The 17,028-nt window shown below is 57.0% G+C and carries 16 protein-coding genes; 4 read left to right on the top strand and 12 right to left on the bottom strand.

All coding sequences use genetic code 11. The features are described 5' to 3' along the window. The first annotated feature begins 49 nt into the window (after positions 1-49). Positions 50-199 carry a hypothetical protein gene (locus AC6ROY_RS12705; protein ID WP_500100847.1) on the top strand — a complete coding sequence of 50 codons (150 nt, stop codon included), beginning with the start codon at positions 50-52 and terminating at the stop codon, positions 197-199. 234 nt (positions 200-433) lie between these two features. Then, positions 434-1,426, top strand: coding sequence for an L-glyceraldehyde 3-phosphate reductase (gene mgrA / locus AC6ROY_RS12700; RefSeq protein WP_500100846.1), 993 nt, complete (start codon positions 434-436; stop codon positions 1,424-1,426). Between the two features lie 165 nt (positions 1,427-1,591). On the opposite strand, the gene AC6ROY_RS12695 is transcribed toward mgrA, so the two are convergent. From AC6ROY_RS12695 to AC6ROY_RS12680, 4 genes are all read right to left on the bottom strand, one after another. After that, positions 1,592-2,371, bottom strand: a complete 780-nt coding sequence (locus tag AC6ROY_RS12695) for a Cof-type HAD-IIB family hydrolase (RefSeq protein WP_500100844.1) — start codon at positions 2,369-2,371, stop codon at positions 1,592-1,594. Positions 2,372-2,466: 95 nt separating this feature from the next. Further along, positions 2,467-3,444, bottom strand: coding sequence for a hypothetical protein (locus AC6ROY_RS12690; protein WP_500100842.1), 978 nt, complete (start codon positions 3,442-3,444; stop codon positions 2,467-2,469). Positions 3,445-3,467: 23 nt separating this feature from the next. Beyond that, entirely contained in the window at positions 3,468-4,250 is a 783-nt protein-coding gene (locus AC6ROY_RS12685) for a S16 family serine protease (protein ID WP_500100841.1), read from the bottom strand. A gap of 203 nt (positions 4,251-4,453) precedes the next feature. Further along, complete coding sequence (locus tag AC6ROY_RS12680) at positions 4,454-5,053, bottom strand: nitroreductase family protein (RefSeq protein WP_500100839.1); 600 nt, start codon at positions 5,051-5,053, stop codon at positions 4,454-4,456. 286 nt (positions 5,054-5,339) lie between these two features. Here AC6ROY_RS12680 and AC6ROY_RS12675 point away from each other — a divergent pair, with 286 nt between their 5' ends. Beyond that, complete coding sequence (locus AC6ROY_RS12675) at positions 5,340-5,954, top strand: DedA family protein (protein WP_500100837.1); 615 nt, start codon at positions 5,340-5,342, stop codon at positions 5,952-5,954. Positions 5,955-6,054: 100 nt separating this feature from the next. Next, on the top strand, positions 6,055-6,567 hold the full coding sequence (locus AC6ROY_RS12670; protein WP_500100835.1) for a metal-dependent hydrolase: 513 nt from the start codon (positions 6,055-6,057) through the stop codon (positions 6,565-6,567). Here AC6ROY_RS12670 and AC6ROY_RS12665 read toward each other — a convergent pair. The 8 genes from AC6ROY_RS12665 to AC6ROY_RS12630 all read right to left on the bottom strand — a co-directional run bounded on the left by AC6ROY_RS12665 (position 6,553) and on the right by AC6ROY_RS12630 (position 16,937). Beyond that, positions 6,553-7,158 carry a rhomboid family intramembrane serine protease gene (locus tag AC6ROY_RS12665; protein ID WP_500100833.1) on the bottom strand — a complete coding sequence of 202 codons (606 nt, stop codon included), beginning with the start codon at positions 7,156-7,158 and terminating at the stop codon, positions 6,553-6,555. The genes AC6ROY_RS12670 and AC6ROY_RS12665 overlap by 15 nt on opposite strands. A 270-nt stretch (positions 7,159-7,428) precedes the next feature. Continuing rightward, on the bottom strand, positions 7,429-8,430 hold the full coding sequence (locus AC6ROY_RS12660) for a glycoside hydrolase family 43 protein (protein WP_500100832.1): 1,002 nt from the start codon (positions 8,428-8,430) through the stop codon (positions 7,429-7,431). Positions 8,431-8,513: 83 nt separating this feature from the next. Further along, on the bottom strand, positions 8,514-10,169 hold the full coding sequence (locus AC6ROY_RS12655) for an MGH1-like glycoside hydrolase domain-containing protein (RefSeq protein WP_500100830.1): 1,656 nt from the start codon (positions 10,167-10,169) through the stop codon (positions 8,514-8,516). 86 nt (positions 10,170-10,255) lie between these two features. Then, complete coding sequence (locus tag AC6ROY_RS12650) at positions 10,256-11,581, bottom strand: ABC transporter substrate-binding protein (RefSeq protein WP_500100880.1); 1,326 nt, start codon at positions 11,579-11,581, stop codon at positions 10,256-10,258. A gap of 46 nt (positions 11,582-11,627) precedes the next feature. Continuing rightward, positions 11,628-12,512, bottom strand: coding sequence for a carbohydrate ABC transporter permease (locus tag AC6ROY_RS12645; RefSeq protein WP_500100828.1), 885 nt, complete (start codon positions 12,510-12,512; stop codon positions 11,628-11,630). Between the two features lie 4 nt (positions 12,513-12,516). After that, positions 12,517-13,434, bottom strand: a complete 918-nt coding sequence (locus AC6ROY_RS12640; protein ID WP_500100826.1) for a carbohydrate ABC transporter permease — start codon at positions 13,432-13,434, stop codon at positions 12,517-12,519. A gap of 91 nt (positions 13,435-13,525) precedes the next feature. Then, positions 13,526-15,142, bottom strand: coding sequence for a response regulator (locus AC6ROY_RS12635; protein WP_500100824.1), 1,617 nt, complete (start codon positions 15,140-15,142; stop codon positions 13,526-13,528). Beyond that, the gene (locus tag AC6ROY_RS12630) at positions 15,117-16,937 is read right to left on the bottom strand and encodes a sensor histidine kinase (protein ID WP_500100823.1); all 1,821 of its coding nucleotides are present in this window, start codon (positions 16,935-16,937) and stop codon (positions 15,117-15,119) included. Before AC6ROY_RS12630 ends, AC6ROY_RS12635 begins: the two co-directional genes overlap by 26 nt. Between the last annotated feature and the right edge of the window lie 91 nt (positions 16,938-17,028).

The following is a 17,028-nucleotide window of genomic DNA, read 5'->3' as shown; positions in this document are numbered from 1 at the left end:
CATAGTTGAAAAGCCATTGACCCGACCAGCGGAAAGGCAGGTGAAATCCATGATCAAATTCGAGCACATCCTGAAGGTTCTGTCGGAAAACCGCGATATGCAGCAGATGTTCAAAGATATGGAGCGTCTGGAAAAAGAAATGAGCTCCCTGCGCAAAAGCATGACAACCTTAATCCAAAAGCAAAAGCCCTCGTCCTGACGACCATTGCCTGCTGCTGCGGTTGGCCGCTCAGCCGACCCGCAGAGCAGCTCGGCACAAAGCTGGACAAGTTATCCACCTGTCAGTTTCGGCTTGCAAAGCGGCTTGCAGCCGGTCACTGGACGAATACGTTAAAAACCGATACGATAAGATGAGGCGGCCCGGCCTTGTACAGCACATTGTTGGCCTTACATAAACGGGTAAAATCTACAGATTGAAGGAGAATGGACGAACATGCCTTATTTGGCAAGTACGACTCGATATGAAACGATGCAATACCGCCGTACCGGCAGAAGCGGCTTGAAGCTTCCGGCTGTCTCGCTCGGACTGTGGCATAACTTTGGCGGCGTGGATGTGTACGAGCGCGGTCGCGAGCTGGTGCTGCGCGCATTTGATCTGGGGATTACACATTTCGATCTGGCCAACAACTACGGACCGCCGCCCGGCAGCGCGGAGGAAAGCTTCGGCCGCATGCTGCGCGAGGACCTGCGTCCTTACCGCGACGAGCTGATTATTTCGACCAAAGCGGGCTATTATATGTGGCCGGGACCTTACGGCGAGTGGGGCTCCAAAAAATATCTGGTATCCAGTCTGGATCAAAGCCTGCGGCGCATGGGGCTTGATTATGTTGATATTTTTTACCATCATCGTCCGGACCCGAACACGCCGCTGGAAGAAACGATGCAGGCGCTTGACCTGATCGTGCGTCAAGGCAAGGCGTTGTACGTCGGCCTGTCGAATTACAAGCCGGAGGAAACCCGCAGAGCGTCCGAAATTCTCAAGCAGCTCGGCACGCCTTGCCTCATTCACCAGCCAAGCTATTCCATGCTGAACCGCTGGATTGAGGACGGCTTGCAGGATGTGCTTGATGAAGAGGGCATCGGCTCCATTGTGTTCTCCCCTCTGCAGAAGGGAATTTTGACCGACCGCTACTTGAACGGGATTCCGCAGGATTCGCGGGCAGCCGGCCAAAGCGTGTTCCTGAAGCCGGAGGAATTGACGGACACGGTGATGGCGAAGGTCGCCAAGCTGAACAACATTGCGGCTGAACGCGGACAAAAGCTGTCGCAAATGGCGGTCGCGTGGATTTTGCGCGGCGGACGCGTAACCTCGGCGCTGATCGGCGCGAGTAAAGTAAGCCAGATCGAGGACGCCGTCGGCGCACTCGCCAAGCTGGACTTCTCCGACCAGGAGCTGGCGGAGATTGAAGCGGTGCTGCAGTCATAGAAGCAGCAGCGAACCGGCAAGGACGGCGGCGTCATGGCCGCCGTCCTTGCCGTCTAAGGCGGGAGGCGAGCTTCCTTCGCCAGCCGCCATATATGCCGCCGCCCATGGAGGCGGCGTAAACAAGCAAAAACCGTCCGGCCGCCTGAAAGGCCGGACGGTTTTTGCTTAAACCGGGATCAATTCGGCTTTAATTAAGCCGTTGCGGATACCGTCTTCATCGACATGCGTAGTCACATAGTCGGCATACGGCAGCAGCTCCTCGTGCGAGTTGCCCATCGCGATGCCCAAGCCTACGTAGGCCAGCATTTCCTTATCGTTCAGCCCATCGCCGAAGGCTACGGCTTCCTCCGGCGTCAGGCCAACCTGTTCCAGCAACGCAGCAATGCCTTGAGCCTTCGAGCCGCCGGCAGGCAGCACATCCATCGCCTGCGGATGCCAGCGAATCAGACTGAACTCGGACAGCAGCTCGCCGTAAAGATGCTCGTCTCCGCTTTCGCAATGGAGGAATACCTGATAGATGTCATCGGTCTTCCAGAAATCAGGATTGTAACCCGGCAGCTCAACCTTGAGCGACGAAACCGCTTCAATGACAAACGGATGGGCCTCGGTATCGGAAAAGAAGGCGTGCTCCCCTTCAAATACGAGCGAATGGCCGTGCTTGGCAGCCAACGCGACCAATCCCTCCAAGCTTTGCTTGGTGATAATGCGTCTGTATAGCGGCTCGCCCCGGTAAACCGCATACCCCCCGTTCAGGCATACATACGAATCAATGCCGAGGCTTTCGGCCAAATGCTTGATGAAATACGGCGCCCGGCCCGTCGCAATGACCGGCTCGACCCCGCTTGCCTTCAATTGCTGAATCGCAGTGACTGTGCTTGCCGGAATTTGCTTATCTTCATTGACCAATGTACCATCAATATCAAAAAACACAATCCTATACCCCATACAGCGCTCCAGCTCCTCATCTATTCTATTTCTATTTAAATTTTATAGCTTTCGTCTGCTTTCGACAACCATGAAGGTTCGTTTCCTTTTTTTAATCAAAGATTAGACGCTGCGGAAACGATCCGGTCGAACTTCCATGACCCGTGCTCGCAGATGAGCACATACCGGGCACGGCTGGACGTCTCGTTATCGAAGGTTCTTATTACGTCCAGCTCCATCGCTCCGTCCTCGCGCCAGTTGTACGCTTCCACCTCGTATTGCACCAGCCGCGGCTTGTCGCGCTCCTGCTGCAGCCTGGCCAGCATGTCCTCCGGCGAAACATCTGCTATGGACTCAGCGGGATAGCGTGCCGTGTACATGCTGACAATAAACGCATCTGTCACCAGCCCGCGCAAGCTAGCCACATCGTTAAACTGCTGCATATAACGAAGCACCGTTTGCCGCAGCGCAGGCTCCGCCGCCGGTATGGTCTCGGCAGCCTGCTGGCGGACAACGGACTGCACTCCGCGGGTGATCAGCAGCAGCATAACCACAAACACAACAACGGAGCCAATGCCAAGCAGATGCGGGAGCAGCACCAGCAGCGCTTCCGGCAGCCGTTCGCCGGCTCGTTTTTCGAGCATCCCCATAAGTCTTTCTCCAAGCAACGCGACATACAGCGCGGGAATCCAGCCGAGCAGCAGGTTTCCCCGGCGCTCATCCGCGCGGCCGATGAATTTGCCAAGCGTGCCGAACAGATTGGCAATCCCCCATAGCTGAATAAGCGGCAGCAACCGCAGCACCGCCCCCAGCGGCGATACCGGATACACAGCAAAAAATCGTTGCTCGGCTAGCTTTCGCACGTCCATATGCAGCAGCACGAGCCATACCAGAAATAATACGCTCGCCATGATATACAGCACATAATCGGCTACGTTGATAAACTCCTCCGCGTGCACAAGCCTCTCCATGTAAACGTCTTCCCATCGCATATAAATCAAGGTTGCCGCTCCGGACAAAACAGCCAGACCAAGCTCCACCGCCAAAAACATCAGCAGAATGCGACCGACAAACTGCGATTTACTTGCTTCCATCGTCTCCCCCTCCTCTAGCTTCCCTACAGCTTCAAAGCTTGAAGTGCTTGTACAGCTTCATCCAGCGTGCCGATCGGGAGAACGGTCAGCTCCAGCCCGTACGCCTGCACCGTCTGCAGCGCCTCCTCCTGATTCGTCAGCCCCGAGTCGCCGGAACGGTAGCTGCTGGACGGCACGAGAAAATAATCGACGCCTTGCCTGTCAGCCGTCAGCACCTTCTCGCGCACACCGCCTACAGGACCGACCCGCCGATCCGCCTCCATCGTGCCTGTTCCTGCAATGCGCAGCTTGCCGTCAGAGGAGAAATCCACCTGCTCCCGCTCCTCGTACAAGCCAAGCGCGATCATCAGCCCGAAGGAGTCACCGTAGTATTGCTTACTTTTCTCGGCCAACTCGCGGACCCGTTCGGCTTGCTCCGTCTCCGCCAGCGGAGCCGTCGGCGAGCTGACCGCAACAGCGTGCTCCAGTGTCGCCTGACGGCTGTCTGCTTCTTCCTCAAGCTCCTCGTCCGCAAGCTCCAGCTCCCATTCCTCTACCGGCTCGAACCGAATCCGGTCGCCAAACTCGCGGGACAGCTTATATTTCTCGACCCACGTTTCGGTGTAACCGCTTTTTAAATAAACAAAGGATACATGCCCCTTAATGCCAAGCCGACTGACCGGTACAACGCCTCCCTCTGCTGTGTACGTGTAGTACACAGGGACCGTCGTCGCAAACGCAATGCCGAATGGAATCAACAGCAGCAAAAAACCGATGATCCATTCCGGTCTGATCTTATTTTTCCTGAGCCGCAGCTCTGCTGCCATAGTGACCACCCCGACGACCTATTTCTGTAAGCTGGTAAAGATTCCTCTCTACGGCTAACCCAAGCCCGTTCTGTGCTCCAAATGTTTCTATCTTACCTAGTTTTTCGCAACCCGTAAACGATTTTCTTTACAAAAAAAATCGCCGCACCCAGCTGTAAAAGCTGAATCGGCGATCCGTGTCTACGAAATTATCGAGGCAAAGCTTACTTGAACACCTTCAGGCGCTCATCAACAGGCTTGAATTCTTTATCTCCAGGAGCCGCCGTCGGCTTGCCGAATACAAGCTGAGCGACGAGCGACCAGTTTTCCGGCAGCTGCCACTCCGACTTGACCTGCTCATCAATCAGCGGGTTGTAGTGCTGCAGATTGGCGCCCAGCCCTTCGCTTTCCAGCGCTGTCCAGAGAACAAACTGATGCATCGCGCTTGTATGCTGCGCCCAAACCGGGAACCGGTCCTGATAGGTAGCAAACGCGGCTTGCAATCCTTGAATAACCGACTCGTCCTCGAAAAACAAAATCGTGCCGTACGCGCCGCGGAAGCCGTTCATTCTTTGCTGCGTGGATTCGAACTGATCGGCCGGTACGATGGCTTTCAGCACCGAGGTTGTAATATCCCAAAGCTTGTCATGCTGTTCGCCGAGCAGCAGCACCAGGCGGCTGCTTTGCGAGTTAAAAGAGGATGGCGTATGCTTGATCGCTTCTTCGACGATTTCCTGAATTCTTTCGTCTGAAATCGTGGATTCCTTGCTCAACGTGTAAATGCTGCGTCTGCCTTTTACGGCTGTCCAGAATTCCGTAGCCATTGTCCGATTCCTCCAATAATGTCAATGTCATCGTCTTTCCCGTTCAGTATACCTAATCAGCTAACAAAAATAAAGTAAAATATTTTTTAACACCAACTTACTTAAGTTGTAACCATTTGTTCACAAATGCCGATCCGGTTTACCTTTTTATTTGCTCCGACATGGTTCAACACGACCAAGGTCCAGCTGCCAAACTAAACCACCGGCGGTTATGGTATCCCCTGATCTTCGGTACACTATTCAAGTAAACGACACATCCAATTAAGTTCGGTAAGGAGCAATGCTGATGGAATGGATCACGACCCTGTCTGAGCAATACGGCTACCTCGTTTTGGTGCTCGGTTTATTCGCCGAATCACTGGCGCTTCCATTTCCCGGGGAATTAGCAATGGCAGTCAGCGGCCATCTGGCCGCGCTCGGCAGCCTGCAGCTGACGCTGGTCATGCTTTATTCCTATGCCGGCGCTCTGGCAGGTACGATTTTGACGTACGGCTTGGGCTACAAGCTGGGGACGCCATTTTTCGAGAAATACGGCAAATTTGTGCTGCTGCATCCGGAACGGCTTCGTCACCTGTCCGGCTGGTTCGACAAATACGGGGACAAGCTGATTTTGGTCAGCTATTTCGCTCCGGGCTTGCGGCATTTTACCGGCTACATATCCGGCATGCTGCGTATTCGCTTTACGACACTGCTTGTGTACAACGGCCTGGGCGGCGCGGTATGGGTGGCAGGTTATGTCATGCTCGGCAAGCTGTTTGGCTATAGGATCGTCGAGCTGCTGCACCTGATCTCCCGTTATTCCGCCTTTGCCGTCGCTGCACTTGTTGTCCTGCTGATCGCCGCGCTGCTTGTCAAACGGAATAAAACCGTCATTGCCCGCTGGCTTGGCCGCCAAATTTAAGACTTTACGGCGTCAATAAACCAGATACGTTGCAAAACAGCCGCAATTCCCGTAAAATGAGAACTGATGTTCCACATTATTCCGGGAGGTATCGACAACATTGCTTCAACCGACACATGGCGCTGCAGGCGTGCTTGCTGCGGAGCTTGCCCTCGTCCATTTTCAAATTCCGTTATTGTCTTGGGAAGGGGCTGCGGGCGTCCTGATCGGCTGTCTGGCAGGTCCATTGGCTGATATTGACAAGCAAGGCTCCATTATGGCGAAAGTGTTTTTTCCCGTCTCAACCGTACTCCGCTGGATGAAAGTCCGGCATCGCACCGTTACTCACTCGTTTGCATGCCTGGCGGCATTAGGCTTCCTGCTTATCCCGCTTTCCCCGCTGTATGCGTGGGTATTTTTGGCCGCTTACGCCTCGCATCCGTTGATTGACTTGTTGAATGAGCAAGGCGTGCAGCTGTTCTGGCCGTTCAGGCTCAAGGTACGGCTGCTGCCCCGCTTCCTCGCGGTCGACACCGGCTCGACGGCCGAGGTCATCTTCCGCTGGCTGCTGATCGCGATCTGCGCCTGGTTTCCGCTGCAGGAGGCGGGACTGGTTGCCCTATTTCCGAACTGACGCCACACCTGCCAGGACGGCAGTTCCGAGCAATCCGGCTGCAAAGCCTCCGGCATGCCCGTACAGATCGACCTGCGGAATAACTAACGAGTAGACGAGACCGACGATGACAATCGTCCGTACCGTCTGCTTCGTCCGGTTATCGATCAGATCCTTGCGGAATACGGACAGAAACAAATAGCTGGCATACACTCCGTACACCGCACCGGACGCTCCGCCGCTCAAATAAGGTTCATCCTGCAGCCAGGCGCTGACGACATTGCCGCCGATTCCGCTGAACAAATACAAAGCCGCGTATCGCAAGCGGCCCAGCAGCCGCTCCAGCGGCGCTGCAAATACATACATCGCAAAGCTGTTAAACAGCAGATGCTCGAACCCGATATGGACAAACATCGCCGTTACATAACGCCACAGCTCCGGCTGGAAGCCGGGAATGCCGTACATCGCGCCAAACTGCAGCAGCGTTCCATTGTCCTTCGAGGAGCCGGTTAGCTCCATCGCCGCCCAGACCAGCAGCTGAATGACGATCAGAGTCGTTGTAATCGGATATAAGGTGACATATTGCTTCAAGCTCTCGCGTCTGGCGAACATGCTGCTCCCCCCTCTGCTCCCCTTCGGGCTTACCTCTCCATTATACGTGCTGCCGCCCGGCAAAATCCACGCTGCATGGTCTGTGCAGGGAGGGCAGCCAAGCAGCCCAAATCCAAAAAGACCCGTAAACCGCCAACCGCTCGACGTTTCACAGGTCTTATTTGTATAGGTACTCATTGGCGGACAACCCGTCGCTTGTGCAGCCGCCGCCAGACAAACCAGATCGCCGGCCTAGTATTACGTCGGGCCGCTTTCCGTCAGATCGCCGGCCTAGTATTCGGCTGGTCCGCTTTCCCGCAGCGCCCACTTGCCGCCGCTTTCCGTCAGCTCCAGAAAATGCGGCCGCTCGTTCGGCGTTTTGTTCGGCGAATGAATCGCCAGCAGCAGCAGGCCGTCGAAGGCGCGGAATACCATCGCATGCCCGCCGTCATTGCGGAATAGCGCCTCCGGCTCCTGCACCCAGGGGCCAAGCACACTCCCGGTTAACGAGCGGGCCATGCCAAGCGCATACCGGTTGTCAATAAAGCTCGCCCATAACATGACAAGCGTTCCGTCTTCGCTGTGGAACAAATACGGTCCATCTGTCACATAGTTCAGCTGGTCCTTGTAGCGCTCCGACACAAACGGGGTCGCCCACGGCGCTTCCGACGCGCTGAACAGCAGCTGCGGCTCGCCTTCAGCACGGCTCAGGTCGGCGGACAGCCGAACCGCACAAATTTGCCCGTCACCCACCTGCTGCCATTCATGGCAAAATACCATCCACGGGTCGCCAGCCTCGTCGACATATAAGGTGCCATCCAGCGAGCTCCACGCCTCTGGCGTTACCGGCTGCTCGCTATGCGGCTCAAACGGGCCGGTCAGCCGGTCCGCAGCAAGCACGGCGGTACCGAGCAGCCCGTTATCCTTGCGCCGAAACGTTGCAAACATATAGTAGCGCCCGCCGTAGGCATATACCTCCGGCGCCCAGAAATTTTGCTCCGCATAAAAATTTGCGCCCGGACGGAAGGCCGGATACGGCCCCTCCCAGTGCTTCAGATCCGTTCCGATATACAAATCGAAGCCCGTACCCTGCCCCCAAATATTCGCATCCGTGCTGCCGAACAAGTAATAGCTGCCTTCGGCTTCGACCGGCAGTACAAACGGATCGCGGATTTGCAGGTCCGCATTGGCGACAAGCCCCTTCCGGTCCGCCTGACTAGACAGCCCGGGATGCGACACAGACTGACCTGACCCGGCTAACGGCTCCGACGGAGCCGTATGCTCATGATTCATGACCCTCACTCCTTCAGGCTACGTGTTGTCGTAATCTCGCTTGCAAACCTGATCCGCAGCGCGGCTGCAAGCAGCAAGCAGGTCTACCTATAGGTCGGCGCAACGACGCCGATCCGACTGACCGACTTGGCCGCTGCCAAATGAGCCGTCACCTCGACGCGCTCATTGCCGCTGACCGCTACCGCCAGCTCGCGTCCGCCCATACGGACCGCGCCTTCCACGGTTCCGGTCCGCAAGCCGATCAGCGCCAGCAGCTCGCCTTCGCGGCTCGTGACCGCCCGCAGCCCGTGCGGAAACTCCAGATGCAGCTCACCGTTGCGATACACGGTAGAGAGCAGCTCCGTATTCACCAGCTCATAGGTGATCCCGTCCACAGTCCGGCTGTAGGCTGTGCCGTCGGCAATCGTCTGTCCATGGTCGAACGGATACGGCAGCAAGCCTGTGAACCACAGCTCGCCTTCGGGGCGCGGCATAATGCCGCACAGCCGTTCCACGTAATCGAGCATGCACAAAATGGCCGGCGAATACGACTCCGTAAAGCCTTCCTCACCCGTCCACGGACTGATGCACTGACCGAAGCGGGTCATTATGTGGAACACCGCCATCAGCGGCTGCAGCACCCAGGTCAGCTCCACGTACCGTCCGTGATGCTCGAACGCATGCGGCGCGCGAATCAGGCTCAAGAAATTCGACGCTCCGGCCCATGTGTTATAGCTCGAAAACGGATCGAAGCGCGGATCGTCCATCGCAATCGACGTAAACGGGAAGCGAGCGAAAAATTTCCGCGTATTCAGCAAATACCGGCGCAGCGCCTCATCGAAAAATGCGCGGTCGCCGACCTCGCAAGCCATCACCCGCAGCAGCACATCCGATTGTACGCGTACATGCGCGTCGTTTTTATCCAGATCGTAGAAAAAATGCTCCGCCTCATCGAAGCAGCAGCGGAACAGGCTATCCAGGCTGGACGCCGCCTTCTCGCGCCAGTCTGCGCCGCCTTCGCCCAGCTCCTCGGCGATCCGGGCCAGGTACAGCCGCTGCACATACACATTGGCCGTCAAGTCCGGCGCCACAAACGGCAAAATCGGCGAGTCGGGGTAACATAACCGCGGGTCGCCCTTGTGCGGCGTATCCGGCACATGCCAGAAGCGCGGCGACAAGTCATGGCCGGTGTCGAAGGTGCAAAAGGCTTCCACGCCACCGGTGCCGCGCGTATTCCGGTACGTGCTCAGCCAGTCGTCATACCGCTGCATCGCGCTGTACATTTTACCGAGAAAGCTGCGGTCCTCGCCGTTCAGCCTGTAGTGGTTCCAGACGCTGCGGGCAAGCGGGGTCACCAGCTGAATTTGCCGGTACGCCGGGCCGTCTGCGGTCAGCTTGTACGGCATCAGCCCGTCCGCTAGCTGGTAGTCCGCAAACAGCTCATACGTCGCCTTCGACACCTCCGGCATAAACCGCGACAGCAGCTCGGCATTGATCGTGCCGGTGCTTTCCAGCCAGCAGCCGGGATAGACGCCGCCCTCATGCAAAATGGGCCGCTCCCCGCCGGTCGGCACGATACAATCCAGCAGCTTGCGCAGCGCGGAATCGTATACCTGCTCAATTTGCTCCGAGGAGGCCGCAAATTTCACACCTGCATGCAGCCACTGCTCCAGCACCGGACCATCCGACGCCTTCTGAAGCGCTCCGATCCGCTCGCTGACCTTCACATTACGCAGCTTGTCCAGCAATTGCTCTCTCATCCCGATCCCGTCTCCCTCTTGATACGCTTCCGGCCGACGCGAAGCAGACTGCCAGCGCAGCCTGCTTCGTCCCTCCGACCCGCCGTCTATTTGTTGTTATTAAATATTTTCACCGTACCGTTATAGAAATCCTCTACGCCCTTTTTCACGTCTTTTTTACCGAAGCCGATTTCCTGCACCGTTGTTTCAAACAGCTTGGAATATTCCGTGTAGCCCGGAGGGTTGTAGCTGATCGCAAACGGCTCCTTGTTCGTCGCGGCCGATACGCGGCTCGTGTAATCGTAGATAACCTTTTCCGCCTCGTTGGCGCTTTCCTTGAGCAGCTCGCGCATTTTGGATGTAACCGGTACGCCGCGGTCATTGCCGAGAATTTTGGCGGCATCCGGATCATTGATCCAGTAGTTCATCAGCAGGGCGACTTCCTTCGGATGCTTTGTTTTGTTGTAGCCGGACAAGCCTTGGCTGGATTCAAATACGACGCCCGTCCCCTTCGGACCACGCGGCAGCTGCACAAGCGCCAGCTTATCCGGAATCAGATTCTGGTGCGCCACAAGCTGATTGGAGGCAATCAGACTCATCGCAACCTTGCCGGTCACCAGCAGTGATTTACTCGTATCGGTTGGCGGGTTGGACACCTGAAGCGCAGGGGTGACGACACCTCCGGCTTTACTCATGCTGTCCCACAGCGTAAACCATTCCTCGGCGTCCTTCTGCTCGAAGCCCAGCTTGGCGTTCTCCATATCATAGAGCTGCTTGCCCCGCTGCTTCAGGTAAATATCCATGCCGTCGACCGTAAAGTTATAAGTGCCGAACACGTCCTTGCCCAGCTTCTCGGTTATTTCCTTGCTGATCCGCCCGTAATCCTCCCAAGACCAGCCGTCCTGCGGAACCGGCAAACCAGCCTTCTTGAACAGCTCCGTATTGACGACGATTCCGCGCGCATTCGCGCCGGCCGAAATATGCAGCAGCTTGCTCTTGAGCGTGCCGTATTGGATCATCGACTTATCCATATCGGCCAGGTTCAGCTCTTTGCCGACATAAGGGTCCAGCTCCAGCAGCACGCCTTTGTTGGCATAATCGACAACGTTGCCGCCGAGGAAAAAGACGTCCGGAGCCGTGCCGGAGGCGAGCTGCGTATTCAGCTTGTCGAAGTATCCCGAGCTTGGCGCAAATTCACCGACAACCTTAATGTTCGGGTTTTTCTCTTCGAATTTGCGCAGCGCCTCATTCGTCCGGTCCGCCCGCTTCTGATCGCCCCACCACATGATGCGCAGCTCAACCTTCTCGCCTTCCTTCGTGCCGGAGCCTGCCCCCTGAGAGGCGCCTGTGCCTGTTCCCGTGCCGCCGGCGCAAGCCGTCGTCACCGTCATCAGCACCGCAAGTGTCGTACCCGCAATCGCTTTGCTTGTCATCCGAAATGGTTTCATCGTGAATCTCCCCCTGGTTTGGAATCATGGTTTACTTCAAGCCGGTCGTCGCGATGCCTTCAAGGAAATATTTCTGGAAGGTCAGGAACACGGTCATAATCGGCGTCAGCGACAGGACCGACATCGCGAGCAGCGCACCCCAGTCGGATTCGCCGGAAGGATCGAACAGCGAGCGAATCCCGAGCTGCACCGTAAACAGCTTGATGTTATTCAAGTAAATCATCTGCGAGAAAAAATCATCCCACGTCCAGATGAACGTAAAGATCGCCGTTGTAATGAGCGCCGGAACAAGCAGCGGCAGCATGATGCGGAAATAAATTTGCCCGTAGCCGCAGCCGTCGATTGTTGCGCTTTCGTCCAGCTCCTTGGGAATGCCGCGAATAAACTGCACCATCAGCAAAATAAAGAAGGAGTCATGGGCCAGCCATTTTGGAATAATGAGCGGCAAATACGTGTTGATCCACTCAAATTTGTTAAAGATGACGTATTGCGGCACCAGCGTAACATGGTAAGGCAGCATAATCGTCACCAGCATCAGGCTGAACCACAGCTTTTTGAACCGGAAGTTCAGTCTGGCGAAGGCAAATGCGGCAAGCGAGCACGTCACAATATTGCCGAGCACCGACATGATCGAAATTTGCGCCGAGTTCAGGAAAAACCGCCCGAATGACGTGCCCTGCAGCCCTTTCCAGCCGTTCAAATAGTTATCCAGCGTGATTTGCTTCGGCCACAGGCTCGTATCCGAGAAAATGAGCTGGTTTGGCTTGAACGAGCTGCTGAGCAGCCACAGCACCGGGTACAGCATCAGCAGTCCGAACCCGATAATAATGGCATGCTTGAGCAGTCCGGCTGCACGCCGCCTGTCAGACGGCCGACTGGTCGCTGCACGCAGCGCCGCTCCTGATTGCACCTTCATAGCGTTACCCCCTTTCATCTTTTCCGTCGCCGTAAAATACCCAATACTTCGAGGTCAGGAAAACGATCGAGGTCATCGCGCCGATGACGACAAGCATAATCCAGGCGAGCGCCGCCGCATACCCCATGTCGAAGAAGGAGAAGCCTTTCAAATACAGGTACAGCGTGTAAAACATCGTCGAATCGACCGGACCGCCGCGGCCGTCGCCGATCACGAAGCCGGGCGTAAACACCTGGAACGAATTGATCACGCTCATCACCAGATTGAAAAACAGGACCGGCGTCAGCAGCGGCAGCGTAATGCTGAAAAACTGCCTGACCTTGCCCGCGCCATCCACCTGCGACGCTTCGTACAAATCGGCAGGCACTTGCTTTAACCCCGCCAGGAAAATAACCATCGCCGAGCCGAATTGCCAGACGGCCAACGTAATGATGGTGGACAGGATGTAATCGGGATGGGCAACCCAGGCTGGACCCTGAATGCCAAACCAGCCGAGAAACTGGTTGAAAATGCCGTCGCCGTCGAAAATTTTCCGCCAGACGATCGCAATCGCCACGCTGCCGCCGAGCAGAGACGGGATGTAGTATACCGTCCGGTAGACGCCGAGCGCGCGAATCCCTTTGTTCAGCGCCATCGCCACAAGCAGGGCGAATACGAGACGCAGCGGCACCGACAGCAGCGCGAACTGGAACGTAAGCCCCATCGAATGGTAAAACGATGCGTCCTCTGTAAAGATACTCTTGTAGTTGTCCAGACCTAGCCAGCGAGGCGGGTTCAGCAGGTTGAACTTGGTCATCGACAAGTACAGAGAACCGAGCATCGGACCTAATGTAAGCCCGAAGAAGCCGAGCAGCCAGGGCAGTAGAAACAAATAAGCCGTGCGATTTTGCTGCCCTAAGGCAGGTTTGCGTAATGCAGACATAACAAAGCCCCTCCTCCTCTAATGATCCGTTCCGTGCAGGCACGGTAAGCTTGTAAGATCATCATACGGATTTGGGGCATCGCTTTGAATGCTATTTCTTCGGGTCTTCAGTTGTTATTTTTTCAGGTAAGCGGCTCTGCCGGTAATCCGAAGGCGTAATGCCGTATACCCGCTTGAACCGGGAGCTGAAGTAGCTCGCATTGGAGAAGCCTGTCAGCTCCGCGATATCCCACAGCCCAAGCATCGTTTCCTCCAGCAGCTGCACCGCCTTCGCCATCCGTACATCGGTGAGGTATTGGATAAACGTTTTTCCGGCCTTTGCCTTGAAAATTTCCGAGAAATACGACGAATTGTAGTTAAAGCGTTCCGCGAGCATCGTCAGGTTCAAGTCGGCCATATAGTTGTCGCGGATAAATTGCTCGGCAGCCTGAATGAGGCTGTAGTCGGCGTCGGCCGATTCCGCAGCCGCGCTGCGCACGGCTTTGGCAGCAAGCCGGACCAGAAACTGCTCCGCCTTCTCCACCGTATCGAAGGCCCAAACCTGCTCCGGCTGCAGCCAGAGCTGCTCCCGGCTATCCAACGCGACGCCGGCGGCATACGCCCGTTCGTCCAGCAGCAAATACAGCTGGAAGATCAGCTTCACGAAGCGTTCCTGCGAGCTGTGAAACGCTTCAAGAAGCTCCTTGCGCAGCGTCTGCTCGAAGGCCGCCAGCTCGCCCCGCGCCAAATAGCGCTGCAATAAGCGCGATATCTCCTCGCTCAGCCCACTGTCCGGACCGGACCCGGCCGACGCCTGGTCGCCGTACCGCTGCTCGCTGCACCGCCTGTTCCAGTCAAGCAGCGCGGACCTATAGCCGTCCTTCCATTGCTTGAGCCCTGTTACCGGGCGGCCGATGCCGAGGAGCGGGCTGAAGCCGAGATGCCCGGTCACGGCTGTATTCAGCGTGGCCGCAAATACGTCCGCGGCTTGCCCTGAGCCGGGGACAAGCACGTGCATCAGCCCGGCGTAGCTGGCGTCGCGGAACGCCTGCGGCTGTCCGGGCAATTCAGCCGCTAGCTCGCGGAACACCAGCTCGAAGGGCAGCCGCAGCTTGTCGGGCGACCGCTCATGAGCAGCGGATAGCGACCGGTGCTCCAGAAAACCGGCCGTTACAAACCGGACCTCCTCCTCGGCCCAGCCATCCAGCTGAAAGCGTCTGGCCTGCTCGCGAATCGAGCGCTCCGAGCCAAGCTCCTCCTTCACCAGATGCACAAGGAACCGCTCCCGCATCTCCTTGTAATACTCCGACAGCCGCCACTGCAGCATCGCCTGCTGGTCCACCTCGCGCCGCTCCTCGTCCAGCTCGCGGACAACGGCGGCAAGCGCTTCTGTCAGCTCGTCCCGCGATACAGGCTTCAGCAAATAATTTCGCGCCTGATGGCGGATCGCCGCCTTCGCGTAGTGAAAATCCTCATAGCCGGTAATGACAAGCAGCCGCAGCGTTGGATGCTGCTCCTGGCACAGCTCCATAAACGACACGCCGTTCATCACCGGCATATTCATATCCGTCAGCACCAGCTCTGCGGGGTGCTGGGCGAGCCATTCCAAGGCGGCGGAGCCGTTGTCCGCCTCTCCTGCAATTTCCAGGCCAAGCGCCTCCCAGTCGGCCTTGAGCCGCAGCCCTTGCCGGATTTCCGGCTCATCATCCACGATCAGTACGCGATACATCGGCATGTCCTCCTTGTGCAGGCAATATAAGCGTGATGCAGGTTCCTTCCTCCGGCGACGAGCGAACCTCGAAAGCGAATAAATCGCCGTAATACAGCTGGCAGCGGGCAAGCACGTTGCGCAGGCCAATTTGCCGGGAGCGGCTATCGAGAATTTGCGCGAATTGCGCCGACAGCGACTCCGCCTGCAATTGCTGCGCCAGCTCCGGCGGCATGCCCGGACCTTGGTCGGATACGGCCAGATGAAGCCGGCCCTGCGTTTGCCAGGCCCGGATGCCGACCTGCGCCTCCGGATGCTCGCGGAAGCTGTATTTGACCGCGTTTTCAATCAGCGGCTGCAAAATAAACTTCGGAATCATCTGCCGTCCGACGCCCGGCTCCGCTTCCACCGCAATGTCGAGCCGTCCGGCGAAGCGGACCCGCAAAATCGACACGTAATGCCGCACGTAAGCCAGCTCCTCCTCCAGCAAAATGAGATCGTCGCTGCTCCGCAGCGAAAAGCGCATCATTTTGCCGAGCGATTCGACTACGCTGACCGTATCCTGCGTCCGCTTCTGCATCGCCAGGCTGCTGAGCAGCTCCAGCGTATTAAACAGAAAATGGGGATTTATCTGCATCAGCAGCGCCTTGTATTCCGCCTGCTGGCGGAGCAGCTTCAGCTCAAACTCCGTCTGGATATGCTGCCTGAGCCGGCTGACCATATTGCGGAAGGCGGCGGTCACATACCCGACCTCGTTGCGCACCTTCGCCTCCGCCGGAATCCGGCTTTCGGCCCCGTCGAAATCACCCATTTGCACATACTTCATAGCTGATGCCAGCCGCGAGAGCGGCCGCGAAATGCCCGAGGACAGCCAGGTCGCCATCCCGATGGCCCCGACCAGCAGCACGGAGGCTACGACCAGCATCGTCGTCCGCAGCTTGTACAGCTTGCCGTACAAATCCGCCTCCGGCACGAGACCGACCAGCAGCCAATTGCTTTGCTTGAGCTTCTTGTAGACAAGCACATCCCGCTCGCCTTTTGCATTGGCCACATACAGCACGCCTTGCTGGAGCGGCTGGCTGCGGATCGCCGCCACCTGCCTGGCCGCTTCCGGGTGCGCAGCAAACTCCGGCTGGTTCAGGATGGACTCCCCTTGCCCATCCAGCAGAAAAATCGTCCCTGTCTCGCCCAGATGAATCCGGTTCAGCGGCTCCAGAAAAAAATCGGCCCGCACATTAATTTTCATCAGGCTGCGCGCTTGCGACGGCTCAAACGTCCCGATCGGCAGCAGCAGACTGACCACATCAAACGGCTTGGAGCGCTGCAGCTCCACAGGGTCCTGATGCGCCGACACCCACTGGACGCCGTCCGCAAAAAAATTCGTATACCAGGACGATTGCCAGAAGGAAGCGTCGCTGCGCATCTGATTATCTCCGGTAATCCACAGCCCGTCCTGGCGGTACAGCACCACCGAGGACACGATTGAATAGCTGTTGGTCGTTCGCGTCAGAAACTGGCTGAGCTGAATGTTGGCCAGCGTCTTCTCCCCGACCGGCAAAGCCGGGTCGGACAACGCATTATCCCACGTCTTGGTCATGTCGCTGTTGAACACAATGGACGATAGATCATACATTTGCACCAGCCCCATGTGAACAAAGGAACCGTATTCCTCCATCTTCTCATACGCGGACGATTCGATATAAGACGAAATGATCGAACGCGATTCCGTAAAAAACAGCACGGACATCGTGCCAAACGATACAAGCAGCAGCGTCACAAACAAGACGATCAGCCGCCTTTTCAGCGAATACAGCAATGAGGCCGCCCCCTTCCGTAACCCTCGCGCAGGATGCGCTGCAACGGCGTACATACACCCCTCCATCTAACGCCGGACAGGCCGGCTTTGT

The organism is Paenibacillus sp. sg306046 (assembly GCF_059821225.1).
Note: the sequence above shows the minus strand (reverse complement) of the source record. Positions and strands in the feature narration are given on the sequence as shown.

Excerpts from the sequence above, each read along its gene's own strand:
- AC6ROY_RS12680 (WP_500100839.1), bottom strand. The coding sequence starts at position 5,053 with ATGGCTACGGAATTCTGGACAGCCGTAAAAGGCAGACGCAGCATTTAC.
- AC6ROY_RS12655 (WP_500100830.1), bottom strand. The coding sequence starts at position 10,169 with ATGAGAGAGCAATTGCTGGACAAGCTGCGTAATGTGAAGGTCAGCGAG.
- AC6ROY_RS12660 (WP_500100832.1), bottom strand. The coding sequence starts at position 8,430 with ATGAATCATGAGCATACGGCTCCGTCGGAGCCGTTAGCCGGGTCAGGT.
- AC6ROY_RS12640 (WP_500100826.1), bottom strand. The coding sequence starts at position 13,434 with ATGTCTGCATTACGCAAACCTGCCTTAGGGCAGCAAAATCGCACGGCT.
- AC6ROY_RS12690 (WP_500100842.1), bottom strand. The coding sequence starts at position 3,444 with ATGGAAGCAAGTAAATCGCAGTTTGTCGGTCGCATTCTGCTGATGTTT.
- AC6ROY_RS12665 (WP_500100833.1), bottom strand. The coding sequence starts at position 7,158 with ATGTTCGCCAGACGCGAGAGCTTGAAGCAATATGTCACCTTATATCCG.
- AC6ROY_RS12695 (WP_500100844.1), bottom strand. The coding sequence starts at position 2,371 with ATGGGGTATAGGATTGTGTTTTTTGATATTGATGGTACATTGGTCAAT.
- AC6ROY_RS12645 (WP_500100828.1), bottom strand. The coding sequence starts at position 12,512 with ATGAAGGTGCAATCAGGAGCGGCGCTGCGTGCAGCGACCAGTCGGCCG.
- AC6ROY_RS12635 (WP_500100824.1), bottom strand. The coding sequence starts at position 15,142 with ATGTATCGCGTACTGATCGTGGATGATGAGCCGGAAATCCGGCAAGGG.
- AC6ROY_RS12675 (WP_500100837.1), top strand. The coding sequence starts at position 5,340 with ATGGAATGGATCACGACCCTGTCTGAGCAATACGGCTACCTCGTTTTG.
- mgrA (WP_500100846.1), top strand. The coding sequence starts at position 434 with ATGCCTTATTTGGCAAGTACGACTCGATATGAAACGATGCAATACCGC.
- AC6ROY_RS12705 (WP_500100847.1), top strand. The coding sequence starts at position 50 with ATGATCAAATTCGAGCACATCCTGAAGGTTCTGTCGGAAAACCGCGAT.
- AC6ROY_RS12650 (WP_500100880.1), bottom strand. The coding sequence starts at position 11,581 with ATGACAAGCAAAGCGATTGCGGGTACGACACTTGCGGTGCTGATGACG.
- AC6ROY_RS12685 (WP_500100841.1), bottom strand. The coding sequence starts at position 4,250 with ATGGCAGCAGAGCTGCGGCTCAGGAAAAATAAGATCAGACCGGAATGG.